At 73.9% G+C, this 15,044-nt stretch carries 13 protein-coding genes; 6 read left to right on the top strand and 7 right to left on the bottom strand.

Annotated elements, in window-relative coordinates; genetic code table 11:
* Positions 1 to 5: 5 nt before the first annotated feature.
* Both AB0P06_RS24705 and AB0P06_RS24700 read right to left on the bottom strand, forming a co-directional pair.
* Positions 6 to 638, bottom strand: a complete 633-nt coding sequence (locus AB0P06_RS24705) for a response regulator transcription factor (RefSeq protein ID WP_363610834.1) — start codon at positions 636 to 638, stop codon at positions 6 to 8.
* A gap of 148 nt (positions 639 to 786) precedes the next feature.
* Complete coding sequence (locus tag AB0P06_RS24700; RefSeq protein ID WP_363610832.1) at positions 787 to 1,887, bottom strand: YncE family protein; 1,101 nt, start codon at positions 1,885 to 1,887, stop codon at positions 787 to 789.
* 361 nt (positions 1,888 to 2,248) lie between these two features.
* On the opposite strand from AB0P06_RS24700, the gene AB0P06_RS24695 reads away from it, so the two are divergent.
* A complete protein-coding gene (locus tag AB0P06_RS24695; RefSeq protein ID WP_363610830.1) occupies positions 2,249 to 2,788 on the top strand; it encodes a carboxymuconolactone decarboxylase family protein in 540 nt (179 codons plus the stop codon).
* Positions 2,789 to 2,936: 148 nt separating this feature from the next.
* Here AB0P06_RS24695 and AB0P06_RS24690 read toward each other — a convergent pair whose 3' ends face one another.
* From AB0P06_RS24690 to AB0P06_RS24680, 3 genes are all read right to left on the bottom strand, one after another.
* Positions 2,937 to 3,143 (bottom strand): hypothetical protein, encoded by a 207-nt coding sequence (locus tag AB0P06_RS24690; RefSeq protein WP_363610828.1) that lies wholly within the window; start codon positions 3,141 to 3,143, stop codon positions 2,937 to 2,939.
* A gap of 362 nt (positions 3,144 to 3,505) precedes the next feature.
* Entirely contained in the window at positions 3,506 to 4,756 is a 1,251-nt protein-coding gene (locus AB0P06_RS24685) for a histidine kinase (RefSeq protein WP_363610826.1), read from the bottom strand.
* Between the two features lie 334 nt (positions 4,757 to 5,090).
* On the bottom strand, positions 5,091 to 7,244 hold the full coding sequence (locus AB0P06_RS24680) for a prolyl oligopeptidase family serine peptidase (RefSeq protein WP_363610824.1): 2,154 nt from the start codon (positions 7,242 to 7,244) through the stop codon (positions 5,091 to 5,093).
* A gap of 325 nt (positions 7,245 to 7,569) precedes the next feature.
* On the opposite strand from AB0P06_RS24680, the gene AB0P06_RS24675 reads away from it, so the two are divergent.
* The 5 genes from AB0P06_RS24675 (at position 7,570) to AB0P06_RS24655 (ending at position 13,593) form a co-directional block, all read left to right on the top strand.
* Positions 7,570 to 7,764, top strand: coding sequence for a DUF2304 family protein (locus AB0P06_RS24675; protein ID WP_363610822.1), 195 nt, complete (start codon positions 7,570 to 7,572; stop codon positions 7,762 to 7,764).
* A 46-nt stretch (positions 7,765 to 7,810) separates the two neighbouring features.
* Positions 7,811 to 8,749 (top strand): N-acetyl-1-D-myo-inositol-2-amino-2-deoxy-alpha-D-glucopyranoside deacetylase, encoded by a 939-nt coding sequence (gene mshB / locus AB0P06_RS24670; protein WP_363610820.1) that lies wholly within the window; start codon positions 7,811 to 7,813, stop codon positions 8,747 to 8,749.
* The gene (locus AB0P06_RS24665) at positions 8,746 to 9,207 is read left to right on the top strand and encodes a DUF6113 family protein (protein WP_363610818.1); all 462 of its coding nucleotides are present in this window, start codon (positions 8,746 to 8,748) and stop codon (positions 9,205 to 9,207) included. The genes mshB and AB0P06_RS24665 overlap by 4 nt, the downstream gene beginning before the upstream one ends.
* Positions 9,208 to 9,445: 238 nt before the next feature.
* Positions 9,446 to 11,743 carry a peptidoglycan binding domain-containing protein gene (locus AB0P06_RS24660; protein WP_363610816.1) on the top strand — a complete coding sequence of 766 codons (2,298 nt, stop codon included), beginning with the start codon at positions 9,446 to 9,448 and terminating at the stop codon, positions 11,741 to 11,743.
* Between the two features lie 140 nt (positions 11,744 to 11,883).
* On the top strand, positions 11,884 to 13,593 hold the full coding sequence (locus AB0P06_RS24655; RefSeq protein ID WP_363610814.1) for an ABC transporter family substrate-binding protein: 1,710 nt from the start codon (positions 11,884 to 11,886) through the stop codon (positions 13,591 to 13,593).
* A gap of 52 nt (positions 13,594 to 13,645) precedes the next feature.
* Here AB0P06_RS24655 and AB0P06_RS24650 read toward each other — a convergent pair whose 3' ends face one another.
* Entirely contained in the window at positions 13,646 to 14,665 is a 1,020-nt protein-coding gene (locus AB0P06_RS24650; RefSeq protein ID WP_363610812.1) for a dipeptide ABC transporter ATP-binding protein, read from the bottom strand.
* On the bottom strand, positions 14,658 to 15,044 hold a 387-nt coding region (locus tag AB0P06_RS24645), incomplete at its 5' end, for an oligopeptide/dipeptide ABC transporter ATP-binding protein (protein ID WP_363610810.1). The genes AB0P06_RS24650 and AB0P06_RS24645, both read right to left, overlap by 8 nt.

Genomic DNA, 15,044 nt, shown 5'->3' with positions numbered 1-15,044 from the left:
CGGCTTCACAGCCAGCCCTTCTCCCGGGCGATCCGGACGGCCTCGGTGCGGTTGCGGGCCTCGGTCTTCTGGATCGCCATCGAGAGGTAGTTGCGCACCGTCCCCTCGGAGAGGTGCAGCCGCTTGGCGATGTCGGCGTTCACCGCCCCGTCGGCGGCGGCCGCCAGCACATCACGCTCACGGGCCGTCAGCGGGTTCGCCCCTTCGGCGAGCGCGGCGGCGGCCAGGGCCGGGTCGATCACCCGCTCGCCGCGCAGCACCCGCCGGATCGCCTCGGCCAGCTCGGCCGCCGGGGCGTCCTTCACCAGGAACGCGTCCGCGCCCGACTCCATCGCCCGGCGCAGATACCCGGGCCGCCCGAAGGTCGTCGCGATCACGACCCTGGTCTGGGGCCGCTGCCGGCGCAGTTCGGCGGCCGCCTCGATCCCGGTCATCCCCGGCATCTCGATGTCCAGCACCGCGACCTGCACCTCGTGCGCGATGGCGGCCGCCACCACCTCGTCGCCGCGCCCGACCTGCGCGACGACGTCGATGTCCCCCTCCAGCCCGAGCAGCGCGGCCAGCGCCTCCCGGACCATCCCCTGGTCCTCGGCGAGCAGGACGCGGACGGAGGCCCCGCCGTTCTGAATCTCACTCATGCCGACGACCTTAGGGGCCCCGGGTGGTTCGTCGAGGCACCGCGGACGTCCGCTCCCGACGGGCCCGGCACCTGAGCCCCCGCACCGGTGCGGCGGGCGGCCGGTGTCCCCGGCCGCCCGCCGCGGGTGCGTCGCCGCGAACCGCGGGTCAGAAGCCGACGGTCTTCAGGTACGAGCCGTCGCCGCCGTGGAGGCCGACCACGTACAGCGTGTGGCCGTCCGGGCCCACCGCCGCGTCCGACACCCCGTCCAGGGCGAACCCGGTGAGCGTCTCCGCCGGGACGCCGGTGTTGGTCGCGGTGTCGAAGGACAGCACCGACGCCTTCGGGGCCCACCCGTCCTTGAGCACGTACAGGCGGCGGCCGTCCGGGCTCACGGACACGAAGTGCACGTCGACCCAGCCCGAGCCGAAGGTGACCGCGGGCCGGGCGGTGTCCCTGGCGGTGTCGACCTCGTAGCCGGTGCCGCTGCCGGTCTGCCAGCCCAGCGCGTACAGGCGGGTGCCGTCCGGGGAGGGTGCCAGTTCGGTACTGGCGCCGAGCCGGTCGACGACGCGGGCCACCGCCGGGACGGCCCCGCCGGTGTCCAGGTGGAACAGCCCCTGGTCGGTGCTGACGTACGCGGCGCCGCCGTTCGGGGCGACGGCGATCGAGTCGACCTGGTAGCCGCCCACCGGCACGGTGGAGGTGAACGCGTCCTGCCCGGTGGAGAACACCAGCACCCGGCCCGTGCCGACGCCCTGGTTGAGGCCGTACGGCCCGTACTGGTCCACGTAGACCCGCGCGCCGTCCCGGCTGACCGCCAGGCCGGTCAGCCTCCCCTGGCTCCAGCCGGCCGGGCGCGGCTGGTCCGGCGCCGGGGTCCGGGACAGCACGGTGTTGGTGGCGGTGGAGACGGCCACCAGCTGCTCCGAGACCACCACATAGAGCCGGGAGCCGTCCGGGCTGACCACGGGCCGGCCCGCCGTCCCCGTGTCGGCCAGCGCCAGCCGCGCGACCACCGTGCCCGTCCGGGTGTCGACCGTCCGCAGCACCACGGAGAGGTCGCTGCCCACCCGGTCCCACGCCACCACGTACGCCCTGGTCCCGTCCGGGCTGACCGCCAGCCCGAGCGACCGCCAGCCGACCGCGGTGGCACCCGGTACCTCGGGCGCCTGATCGGCTGCGGCGGCACCCGCGCCGGTGACCAGCAGCACCCCGGCCACCATCAATGAACCTGCCCAACGAGCCTTCTTCGCAAGCGAATTCATGACACCTCCGCTATCGGGAGACCGCCCTCCGCGGCGGCCGTGGGCCAGGCTAGGGCACCGGCCCGGCAGGGCGGGGCCGGTCGGCGGACGGGGCTCAGAACCGCCCGTACGAACCGGGCCGAACGCCCTCCAAGCGCGCCTGGAATCAGCCACGTCCGCCGGGGCGCGCCCCCTGGGCACTTCGCCGACCCGCCCTGCTCCCGGCCTGCTCCCGGTCTGCACCCGGTCTGCACCCGGGGCACGCCGGCCGGGGCCGGCCTCGGCCCAAGACGGTTGGGCAATATGGAAGTTGCCCGCCCGGAGCGGCACCCGTGACGATGGACCGCCGTCCGCCCACCCCTCCGAGACGAGGAAGTGCACCGTGCCGCACATCGCCATCGACAACGAACTACCGGGAATCAACGGGCTGCTGACGCTCCGCCCGGACACCGCCGCCCCGCTGTCGATGCTCGCCGACGCGCTGCTGCGCAACCCGGCCCCGATGAGCCGGGGCGAGCGCGAGCTGGTCGCCGCGTACGTCTCCGGGCTCAACGGCACCCGCTACTGCACGAACGCCCACAGCGCCTTCGCCGCAGCGCAGCTGGAGGGTGGCGAGGCGCTGGTGAAGGCAGCCCTGGCCGATCCCGCGGCCGCGCCGCTCACGGAGCGGATGCGGGCCCTGCTGCGGATCGCGGCCGAGGTCCGGGGGCAGGTCGGGCCGGTCTCGCAGGAGGCGGTCGCGGCCGCCCGGGCGGCCGGCGCCGGTGACACCGAGATCCACGACACCGTCCTGATCGCCGCCGCGTTCTGCATGTACAACCGCTACGTCGACGCTCTGGCCACCGAACTGCCCGAGGACCCCGGCTACTACACCGAGGGGGCGCAGCGAATCGTCGACTCCGGCTACGGCCGCGGGGACTGAGGGCGCCCGGGGCCGGCCTGCCCGGCGTGCCCGGACCGGCAGAGGGCGACCCGCAGGAAGTCGGGCGGCACGGCGGTCGTGGACGGCGACGCCGGGCGCCGCGGTGCACGGCCCGGGAGCGCTCATCGCGGCTCCGCCTCGTCGGTGCTCAGCGCAGGTCCGTCCAGGGCGCGATCTGGTGCAGCCGGCGCAGCCGGAGCTGGCCGTCGACGGTGAGCGTGATGAGGTTGTCGGTCACATCGACGACCTCGGCGGGGATCCGGGGGGCCCAGGGCGTCGAGATCTCCCAGTCCGGCGGGACGATGGCCACCGTCTCCCCGATGCACGGAGACCAGGAGGAGTCCGGGGCCGTCACGCCCGCGTCCCCTTCCGGGGAGCGTCGACCGGCTCGGCGGCCACCTCCGCCGGCCCCCGCCGGATCTCCTCGGTCGCCCTTCTCGGCCTCGATGCCATGGTGCAGTCCTTCCTCGCCTAGCAGCAGAACGTGCCCCTGTCCCGGCTTCACCCTGCTCAAACATCCCTCAGGGGCCGGGCGCGGGGCCCGGGCAAGCGGCGCAAGGGGATTCACCGGCGAGAAGAAGACCCGATGTGGTGACATCGGTACGGGGTCACCACATCGCCCGGCCTCCGGTTCGGCGCGCGCGGCGACCGGCCGAGGAAGGGGGAGACCACCGCCGGCCGGGGGCCCGGCGTGGCCCAGGGCTTGTCCGGCAAGCCCTAACGCCCGCCGGGCGCGGGTGCGGAGGCCGTCCGGAGCGGCACCAGCGCCCGCAGCCGGAAGCCCCTGCCGCGCTCCCCCGGCCCGGTCTCCAGCCGTCCGCCGACCAGCGTCAGCCGCTCCTCCAGGCCGGAAAGCCCGTTGCCCGGGGCGGACTTGCCGGGCCCGGCGCCGTTGTCGGTGATCTCCAGGGCGGCGTATCGCTCGCCGTCGCCCTCCCAGGTCTCGTCGGCCGTCACCGTGCAGGCCGTGGCGCCCTCGCCGTGCCGGACGATGTTGGTGACCGCCTCGCGCAGCGCCCAGGCCAGGGCGCCCGACTCCTCGGTGGCGAGCCCGGTCCAGGCGTCCGGCAGCGTCGGCGACACCTCCAGGGTCACCTGCGCGGCCGCCAGCGCCGTACGGGCGGCGGCCAGTTCGACCGGCAGGGTGGGCCTGCGGAAGCCGGTCACCGCCTCCCGGACGTCGATCAGCGACTGCCGGGCCACCTGCTCGATGTCGGCGACCTGCGCCCGTGCCGCCTCGTCCTTGCCCGCGTCCATGAACCGCCCGGCCAGCTCGCTCTTCAGGGTGATCAGCGACAGCGAGTGCCCGAGCAGGTCGTGCAGGTCCCGGGAGAGCCGCAGCCGCTCCTCGGCGGCGGCCAGGTGGGCGACGGCGGCCCGTGCCTCGCGCAGCTCCCGCATGGTCGCGACCAGCCGTTGCAGGCCGGTCATCGCGGCGCCGGCCAGGAAGGCGCTGAGCATGATGGTCGGGATCGCGCCGCGGTCGGCGTGGCTGAGCAGTCCGACGGCGCCGGTGACCAGCGTCATCACGGCGACCCCGCCGAGGGCGAAGCGCGGTGGCAGGACGACGCCGACGGCCACCGCGGAGTAGGTGAACAGCGTCAGCCAGGCGGTGCCGAGGCCGAAGGTGGTGACCACCGAGATCACGATCATCACGGCGGCCATCGCGTCGCCCGCCCTGGGCAGCCTCCCGACCATCGAGCGGAAGATCACCAGGCCGATGTAGCTGGCCAGGAAGGCGGCCAGGGCCAGCCAGCCGGCCACCGTGGCGGCCACCGCGTGCCCGCCCTTGAGCAGATCGCCCACCGGGTAGAACAGGTAGACCATCCAGAGCAGCATCCAGCAGACCTTGACCAGCAGCTGGCGGCGGTTCTCCACCGGGGCGCCCGGGATGTTGGTGAAGACCACCCGTTCCCCGCCCGCCTTCCCGAGCTCGTCGGGACGGTACGCGGAGAACGTGTCTGGCATGGGGGCCATCATGCCCGCCCGGTGTCCCGGCGGTACAGCGCTGCCGCGGCCGCGACGAAGACCACCGGGAAGCCGGCCGGACCGTCCACCGTCCACCGCCCGGACCCGGCCGCGGCTCTTGCCGACCTGCCGGAAGGCGGCCGCTTCGGTGTCCATCGCCCCGGTCCTCTCCCCTGCCGGTGTCGTTCGCGCCACCTCAGGGTCCCGCGCGGACCGGGGCCGGCGGCAGTGCCCGCCGTCGTGCCTTCCGCATGACGGATGTCATGGCTGCGGCCGGCACCCGCGGCACGGGCACCGGCCGCGGAAGCCGCGGGTCAGGGGCGGTTGCGGGGGATCAGATGCCCAGCGAGCGCTTCACGAAGTCGACCTGGAGCAGCAGCAGGTTCTCCGCGACCTCCTCCTGCGGCGTCATGTGGGTGACGCCCGAGAGCGGCAGCACGGTGTGCGGGCGGCCGGCCGCGAGCAGGGCGGAGGAGAGCCGCAGGGTGTGCGCGGCCACCACGTTGTCGTCCGCCAGACCGTGGATGATCATCAGCGGCCGCTCCAGACCGGCCGCGTAGCCGCTCAGCGAGTTGGCCGCGTAGACCTCCGGACGCTCGGCCGGGTGGCCCAGGTAGCGCTCGGTGTAGTGGGTGTCGTACAGCTCCCAGTCGGTCACCGGGGCGCCGGCGACGGCCGCGTGGAAGACGTCCGGGCGGCGCAGCACCGCGAGCGCGGAGAGGTAGCCGCCGTACGACCAGCCGCGGATGGCGACCCGGCCGAGGTCCAGCGGGAACTCCTCGGCGAGCGCCTGCACCGCCTCCACCTGGTCGTCCAGGGTGGCGCCGGCGAAGTCGAAGGCGATCGACTTCTCCCAGGCCGGGCCGCGCCCGGGGGTGCCGCGCCCGTCGGCGACGACCACCGCGAAGCCCTGGTCGGCGAACCACTGCGAGTTGAGGTGCGGGTTGTGCGCCTGGACGACGCGCTGGCCGTGCGGGCCGCCGTACGGGTCCATCAGGACGGGCAGCAGGCCGTCGCGCTCGCGGTCGTAGCCGGTGGGCAGGAAGACCGCGGCGGGGATGCGCCGCTCACCGGCGAAGCGGAAGACCGGGCGGGCGGTGATCACCGGCGTCTCGGCGTAGGACTCGATGGTGGCGATGTCGTCCACCACCACGCCCTCCGGCAGGTCGCGGGCGACCTGGACGAGCGTGCCGGGCCGGTCGTGCTCGGCGGTGGCCCGGACGGTGACGCCGGCCGCGTGCACCGCGGTGGTCACCGAGGTGAACGGCCGGCCGTTGGCCGCCTCCCAGGAGAGCCGCTTGCCGTCGTGGCTGATCCGGCCGACGGCGATCCAGCCGGGCTCGGGGTCGGTCTCCTCGGCGCCGCCGGAGGCGCTGAAGAAGACCTCGTCCTCGGTGATCGCGACCACCGAGCGCAGGTGCAGGTCGGCCCCGGTGACGGCCTGGTCGCCGATCACCAGCGCGCGCGTCCCGTCCGCGTCGGAGATCCGGACCAGCCGGCCGTCCGGCGTCCAGGCCGGGACGCCCTGGAACAGCTCCAGCCAGGCGTCGTCGCGCTCCTCGAACAGCACCTCGGTGGCGCCGCTCGCCACGTCCACCCCGAGGATCAGCTGGCTGCGCTGGTCGCGGGCCTGGACGAGCAGCAGCGGTACGCCGCCCTTGGACCAGTGCACCCGGGCCAGGTACGGGAAGGCGGTGCGGTCCCACAGCACCTCCGTCCGGGCGCCGTCCAGGCCGACCACCCAGAGGCCGACCTCGGCGTCGGCGGTGCCGGCGGCGGGGTAGGCGATCTCGGCGGGCTCGGTGCCCGGGTTGGCCGGGTCGGCGATCCACCAGCGGCGCACCGGGCTGTCGTCGGCCCGCTCGACCAGCAGCCGGTCACCGTCGGGCGACCACCAGAAGCCGCGGTCGCGGTCCATCTCCTCCTGGGCGATGAACTCGGCCTGCCCCCAGGTCACGCCGGGGCCTTCGGGCTGGACGAGGGCCCGGTCGCCGGTACCGTCGGTCCGGGTGAGCCGCAGCTCGCCGGCGGTGTTGGCGTAGGCGACGTGGACGCCGTCCGGCGAGGGGCGCGGGTCGAGGAGCGGGCCCTCGGCGGGCAGTTCGGCCGTGGTGCCCGCCACCAGGTCGGCGGTGAACAGGCGTCCGGAGAGGGCGAAGGCGGCCAGCCGGCCGGCGCCGTCCAGGGCGTAGCCGACGATGCCGGCCGAGCCCTCGCGGCTGCGCTCGCGGCGGGCCTTCTCGGCCGGGGAGAGGTCTTCCTCGCCGCCGCCGAGCAGGACGGCCGGGTCGGCGGCGATCCGCTCCTCGCCGGTGGCGGTGTCGAGGGTCCAGAGCAGGTTGGCCCGGTCGCCGCCCGAACGGGAGCGCAGGAAGACGACCCGGGAGCCGTCGGGTGCGACGGAGAACGACCGGGGCGCGCCGACGGTGTAGCGCAGGGTGCGCGCGTACTGCCTCGGGAAGGTGTCCGCAGGGGTGTGGGTGGTCATGGCACCAGACCATACGACCTTCGGGTGCCACCGCCCGGCCGATCACGATCACTCGTTCGGAGCATCCCGGCGAAGGACGCCCCGAAGCCGTCCGCCCCCCTCCGAACCCCCTCCGACCGGCCTGTGCGCCCCACCGGTGCCGCCGTACCCCGGGCGTGCGGCGTCACCGTACGTCATACATCCATCACTCATCGGGTATGACTGGGTCCGGCGCGTGATCGTCGGGCCCCGTCCCGGGCCCCGGTCGCCCGACCGCAAGTCCCGCACGGTCCGACCGCCGCCCTGCCGAGGGGTGGCGCACCCGAGAAAAGGGGTGTAAGCCGACATGGCCCTGTCCATCTCCGCAGCCATGCTGATGCTGGTCATCGTGGTGGTGCTGATCCGCCGCTCCGGTCTGAAGCTCGCGCACGCGATCATCTGCGCGCTGCTCGGCTTCTACCTGGCGTCCAGCTCCATCGCCCCCTCGATCAGCCAGGTGACCAGCAACCTCGCCGGGATGATCAACGGCCTCAAGCTCTGACCCCGCCCCCGCCCGCACCCTGTGGACCGGTCGTTAGGCTGCTCCCATGACCGTGACTACCGGCCGCCGCCTGCTCCTGGTGCACGCGCACCCCGACGACGAGTCGATCGGCAACGGCGCCACGATGGCCAGGTACACCGACGAGGGCGCCCACGTCACCCTGGTGACCTGCACCCTCGGTGAGGGCGGCGAGGTCATCCCGCCGGAGCTGGCCCGTCTGACGGCGGATCGGGACGACGCGCTCGGCCCGTACCGGATCGGCGAGCTGACCGCCGCCATGCGCGCGGTCGGCGTCGCCGACGTCCGCTTCCTCGGCGGCCCGGGGCGCTACCGCGACTCCGGGATGATGGGCGTCCCCGACAACGACGTGCCCGGCTGCTTCTGGCGGGCCGACCCGGACGAGGCGGCCGGTCACCTGGTCGCGGTGGTCCGGGAGGTGCGGCCGCAGGTCCTGGTCACCTACGACGAGGACGGCGGCTACGGGCACCCGGACCACATCCAGGCGCACCGGGTCGCGATGCGCGCGTACGAGCTGGCCGCCGATCCCGCGTACCGGCCCGAGCTGGGCCCGGCCTGGCGGATCGCCAAGGTGTACTGGAACCGGATGCCCCGTTCGGTGATCGAGCGGGGGCTCGCCGAGACCGCCGCCAGGGCACCGTTCCCCGGTGTCGCCGCGCCGTCCGACGTGCCCGGCGTGGTGGACGACGCCGCGGTCACCACCCTGCTGGACGGCGCCGCGTACGCCGGCCGCAAGGCGGCCGCGATGGCCGCGCACGCCACCCAGATCACCGTGGACGGCGCCTTCTTCGCGCTCTCCAACAACCTCGGCCAGCCGCTGGTCGCCACCGAGTACTACCAGCTGGTGCGCGGCCAGGCCGGGCCGCGGCTGCCCGAGGACGACCTCTTCGCGGGCCTGGACACCACAGGCCCGGCCGCCGCCGACGCGACCGCCGCCCCCGCGCAGGAACAGGAAGGTGTCCGATGACCGAGCCCGCCGACGCCCGGCCGCCGCGCCGCTCGATCCCGGCGGCCGTCCTCGGCACCCGCGCCGAGCGGCTGGCCGAGCCTCAGCCCCCGCGGGCCTGGCGGATCGTCGCCTACGTCCTGTTCTTCCTGCTGGGTGCCGCGGTGTCGATCTGCGGAGCCTTTGTGCAGGCCCTGTGGCCGCCGGTGGGGGTTCTGCTGGCGCTGGCCGCCACCGGTGCCACCTTCTACGCCGGTCTGCGGGTCACCGGTACCCGGCTCGGCGCGGGGCTCCCGGCGGCCGGCTGGTTCCTGGCGCTGCTGCTGGTGATGGTCCCCCGGCCCGAGGGCGACAACGTGCTCTGGACCAACGCGACCTCACTCGGCTGGCTGTTCGCCGGGTCGATTCTGGGCGTGATCTGCGCCACCCTGCCCACCCGGACCAGCTGGTTCCCCGGAGTACCGGGCCCTCCCCGCTGACCTCGGCGGTGCGCGGCGTACGGTACCGCGTACGACGAGCAGTCAGGACCGAACGGCCGTACTCTCATACCGGAGGAACCGGACGTATCAGGTTCTATCCGAACCGGTTCACCGCTCAGTTCTTCCCAGTATGGTGGTGCCGCAGAACGCCGTACCCGACCGCCGCCCGCCAGGCCCGGCGCCCACGAACCCGCGGTCGCGCCCGACGGCCCGCCCGCGAACCCGGAGCAGAGCAGCATTGAGCAGCCGCGAATCTGACAACGCCCACCCGACGCCTCGGCGCACGGGCCCGGACGCCTACCCGTCGGGCACCCCGCCCTACGGCACACCGGGCCTCCCCGGCGGCGACCGTGCGGGCACCAGTGCCGCCCAGGGACCGGCGTCGGGCGGCGAGGACGAGGCCCCGAAGACCGAGACCACCCTGACCACCAGGGTGCGGATCAACATCCCCGGCTCGCGTCCGATCCCGCCCGTCGTGGTCCGCAGCGCCGTCAAGAACGAGGACGGCCCGGGCGATGACACCCCGCCCGCCGCCACCGAGCCGCCCGGCCCCCGGCACCGCTCCGCCGCGCCCTCCTCCCCCGTGCTCGGGGTGATGGACGGCGGCGCCCGGACGGCCACACCGCCGAACCTGCCGCCCGAGTGGCAGATCCCGCCGGCCACCTCGGAGGCCGAGTCGACCGGCGCGTGGTTCCGGCCGCGCCAGAAGAAGGCGTCCTCCACCGAGCCCGCTCCGGCTCCGGCCGGCCCCCCGGCCGAACCCGCCGGCGGTGCCGGGGCCCGCCCGAACGGCGCCCGGAAGAACGGCTCCCAGCCGGGCGGCGCCCGGCAGACCCAGGCCTCCGGCCAGGGTACGGACCACCCGAACGGCCGCCCGGTGCCCGGCCAGGCCCCCGCACCCGCACCGCGCCCGACCGGCGCGCCCGCCTCGCCGTTCGGCACCGGCGTCGGACCGGACGTCCCTGCGGACGAGGCCGGCGTGTACGAGGACTTCCCCACCGACCCGTTCGCCCCGGCGGATCCGTTCGCCCCGGTCGCCGACCCCTTCGCCCCGGCGGGCGGCCCCGCCGCCGGCCACCCCCAGGGCCACCCGGCTGGCGGCCCGTCCGGCGCGGTGAGCCCGGAGGACACCTCGGTGGACGGCTTCGCGCCGATCCGCGAGGGCGCCCCCGCGCCGGGCGCCATATCCGGTCCGCCCTCGGGCGCGGCGGCCCAGCACGGCCTGCCCCAGGACGGCCTGCCGCAGCCCGGCCTGTTCGCCTCCGCCCCGGCCGGCACCGACCCGTTCGCCGCACAGCGGCCCCCGGCCGGCACCGACCCGTTCGGCACCGCGGTCCAGGGCGGCCTCTTCCCCGGCGCCCCCGGCCGCCAGGGCGAGACCCCCGCCCCGTCCCCCGGCCACCGGCCGGAGGGCCCCGGCGCCACCGCGCCCGGCCGCCCGCAGCCCGAGCCTGGTGCCCAGACGCCCGGCGGCCCCGCCGGACCGGTGGCGGCGCCCGCGCCCGGCCCGAAGAAGCCCGAGGCACCCAAGCCGGCGGCCCCCAAGCCCGCGACGGGCAAGGCGGCGGGCAAGCCCAAGGCCGGCGCCGGCAAGAAGCTCGTCAAGCTCGGCGTCTACGCCGTCGGCGGCCTGCTGTTCCTCGGCGCCGCCGCGTACGGCACCGGTCTGATGCTGAACCAGTCCGACATCCCCAAGGGCACCGTCGTGCTGGGCACGGACATCGGCGGCAACAACCGAGACCAGGCGATCCACCAGCTCGACGAGACGATCGGCAAGGCCGGCCGGCAGCCCGTCAAGCTGAAGATCGGCGAACAGTCCGTGGACCTCGACCCGGCCGTCGCCGGGCTGAGCTTCGACACCACGGCCACCGTGGACAACCTCACCCGGCACAGCTACAGCCCGGTCGACGTGATCACCTCGCTGAAGGGCGGCGAGAAGGCCGTACCGCCGGAGGTCAAGGTGGACCGGGCCAAGCTCAAGGCCGCCCTGGACGCCCTGGGCGCCGGCTCGGGGCAGACCCTCCAGGAGGGCTACGTCAAGTTCAGCGATTCCGGTGAGCCCGTCGTGGTGCCCGGCCGGGCCGGCCAGGCGGTGGACTCCGCCGCCGCGGTCGACCAGATCGAGCAGGCCTACCGCGACCGCGCCGCGGGCAAGGCCGAGCAGCCCGTCGCGCTCTCCGTGACGGCCGCCCAGCCCAAGGTCTCGCCGCAGGCCCTCCAGGCCGCCGCCGACAGCCTGGGCAAGTCCGTGGTGAGCGGCAACGTCCATGTCCTGGCCGGCACCAAGAAGTGGGACTTCGGCAAGCTCACCGCGGCCAAGGCGCTGACCCTGGTGCCGGACGCCTCCGGCAAGATCGTGCCCAAGTGGGACCTGGACGCGCTGAACGGCCAGATCAACGGCTACTTCGACAAGGTGAAGGTGAAGAAGAACGGCCAGACGGCCGTGATCACCGCGCAGGACGTCGCCGACGGCATCACCTCGGTGCTGGACAAGAGCGGCGACAAGGACCGCACCTTCAAGTTCGCCACCGTCTGACCCGCTTCCCGACCCACCACCCGGCGGCAGACCCCGGGGGCGGGCCCGGATTCGGGCCCGCCCCTCGACAACTCCCCTCCCAGGTCAGCAAGATGTGACGCCGTACCGTCCGTCACACCCGCACCAGGGAGAAGCACACCATGGGCCGCCGCCTCACGCCACACCGAACGGCCCTGCTCGCCGGCCTCACCGTCGTCCCGCTCTCGCTGACGCTCTGCTCCTGCGGCACCGGCACCGGCGCCCGGGCGCTCCCGACCGCGGCCGAGGCGCCCAAGCTCACCACCGTCGACACCAACCCTCACGACCGCTCGCGGCTGCGCCGGGGCGGCACGCTGAACGTCGCGATCGCCCAGTTCTCCAGCCAGTGGTCGCCGATCCAGACCGACGGTGGCGAGTCCTCCACCATCAGCGTCACCAAGCCCCTGCTGCCCACCTTCTTCCGCTCGGACGCGGCCGGCACCCAGACCGTCAACCCGGCCTATCTCCAGGACGCCAGGTCCGAGCTGAAGGACGGCCGGCAGACCGTCACCTGGACGCTCAACCCGAAGGCCGTCTGGTCCGACGGCACGCCGATCACCTGGCGGGACATCGAGGCCAACTGGCGTGCCCTGAACGGGAAGGACCCGGCCTACCGGGCCTCCAGCAGCACCGGCTTCGAGCTGGCCTCCGCGGTCGAGCGGGGCAAGGACGACTTCCAGGCCGTGATGACCTTCGAGCGGCCGTTCTCCGAGTGGCAGTCGATGTTCAACGGCGCCGCCAACGCCCCGCTGCTCCCGGCGAGCCGGATCGCCACCCCGGAGCTGTTCAACACCTCCTACCTGAACGCGATCCCGGTCACCGCGGGCCCGTTCAAGGTCGAGAGGCTCGACCGGGCCACCCAGACCGTCACCCTGGTCGCGGACCCGGCCTGGTGGGGCGACCAACCGCTGCTGGACCGGATCGTGTTCCGTGCCATGGTCCCCAACACCATGGCCGCCGCCTTCGCCAGGGGCGAGGTCGACCTCTTCAACAACGGTCCCGACGTGGCCGGTTACCAGATCATTAAGAGCACCAAGGGGGCCGCCGTCCGCCGCGCCGGCGGCCCCGACTTCCGCCAGTTCACGCTGAACAGCCGGAGCCCCGCGCTCACCGACCCGGCCGTCCGCCAGGCCCTGTTCCAGGCGATCAACCGGGACGCCATCACCCGGTCCGACCTCAACGGCCTGGACTGGCCCACCGTCACCCTCAACAACCATCTGCTGGTCGCCAACCAGAACGCCTACCGGGACAACTCCCTCGGCCTCAGCCGCTACGACCCGGACGACGCCGTCCGGAAGCTGGAGGCGGCCGGCTGGAAGCTCGACGGCGACGTCCGCAAGAAGGACGGCCGGGAGCTGAACCTGCGGATGGTCATCCCGGCCGGGGTCACCCAGGCCCAGAACGAGGCCTCGGTCGCCACCCGGATGCTGAAGGACGTCGGGGTCAAGGTCACCACCGTGACCGCCGAAGCCAACGAGTTCTTCGACCGGTACGTGAACCGGCGCGACTTCGACATCGCCGCGTACTCGCTGCTCGGCACGCCCTTCCCGGCCAGCGGCAACCGGGCCAACTTCGTCCAGAACGGCGGGACCAACCACTCCCAGGCCGGCAGCCCCGCCGTCGACACCGCCCTCTACCGGGCCGCCGCCGCGACCGACGCGGCCACCGCCTTCGAGGCCATCAACCAGGCCGACGGCGAGCTGTGGAAGGTGGCCGGCGTGCTGCCGCTCTACCAGCGCCCGCAGCTGTACGGCGCCCGCGCCAACCTCGCCAACATCGGCGCGCAGGGCCTCTCCGACATCGTCTGGGAGAACGTCGGCTTCGAGAAGTGACGCGCCGGGCCCCGGAGGCGGTCACACCCTCCGGGGCCCGGCGGTCGTCCGGTCAGCCCGCGCCGATCACGTCCCGCACTTCGGCGAAGTGGCAGGCCGACTCGTGCGCGGCCGGGCCGCTCAGCACGGACGGCACCGCCAGCAGCGGCAGTTCGGTGGAGCAGCGCTCCTGCGCCTTCCAGCAGCGGGTGCGGAACCGGCAGCCGGACGGCGGGTTGGCCGGCGAGGGCAGGTCGCCGCTCAGGATGATCCGGTCGCGGGACTCGCGCGCCACCGGGTCCGGCACCGGCACCGCGGAGAGCAGCGCCTGGGTGTACGGATGGGTCGGGTAGGAGTAGATCTGGTCCTCCGTCCCGATCTCGACCATCTTGCCGAGGTACATCACCCCCACCCGGTCGGAGATGTGCCGGACGATGGAGAGGTCGTGCGCGATGAACATGTACGAGAGCTCGAACTCACCCTGGAGCTGCTCCAGCAGGTTGATCACCTGTGCCTGGACCGACACGTCCAGCGCGGAGACCGGCTCGTCACAGATGATCAGCTCCGGCTTGAGCGCCAGCCCCCGTGCGATGCCGATGCGCTGGCGCTGACCGCCGGAGAACTGGTGCGGATACCGGTTGATGTACTCCGGGTTGAGCCCGACCACGTCCAGCAGATCCTGAACGGCCTTGCGGCGGTCGCCCTTCGGCGCCACCTCGGGGTGGATCTCGTACGGCTCCCCGATGATGTCGCCGACCGTCATCCGCGGGTTCAGCGAGGTGTACGGGTCCTGGAACACCATCTGGATGTTGCGCCGCACGGCCTTGAGGCCGGCGCCCGAGAGCCGGGTGATGTCCTCGCCTTTGAAGAGCACCTGGCCGGAGGTGGCCCGCTCCAGGTTCATCAGCACCTTGGCCAGCGTGGACTTGCCACAGCCGGACTCGCCGACGATGCCCAGCGTCTCGCCCCGCCGCAGCTCGAACGAGACGCCGTCGACCGCCTTCACCGCGCCGACCTGCTTCTTGAAGACGATGCCCTGGGTCAGCGGGTAGTACTTGACCAGGTCCTTCACCTCCAGGATGGGCTCAGCCATGGAGGGTCTCCTTCCAGAAGTGGCAGGCGCTGCGGCGGCCCGGCAGGTCGGCCCCTTCGCCGTCCAGTACCGGGACGAGCTGCGGGAGTTCGGTGCGGCAGCGGTCCGCCACCCGGTCGCAGCGCGGGTTGAACGCGCAACCCTGCGGGATCCGCAGCAGGCTCGGCGGCAGGCCCTGGATGGCGTAGAGGTTCTGCCCCTTCTGGTCCAGCCGCGGGATCGAGTTGAGCAGGCCCCGGGTGTACGGGTGCGCCGGGCGCGCGTACAGCTCGTGCACCGGAGCCGTCTCCACGATCCGCCCCGCGTACATCACGGCGATCTTGTCCGCGACGTCGGCGACCACACCGAGGTCGTGGGTGATCAGGATCAGCCCCATGTT

Source organism: Kitasatospora sp. NPDC088351, assembly GCF_040685575.1.
Taxonomy (GTDB): domain Bacteria; phylum Actinomycetota; class Actinomycetes; order Streptomycetales; family Streptomycetaceae; genus Kitasatospora.
The sequence above is the reverse complement of the archived record's forward strand: the minus strand, read 5'-3'. Positions and strand labels throughout refer to the sequence as shown.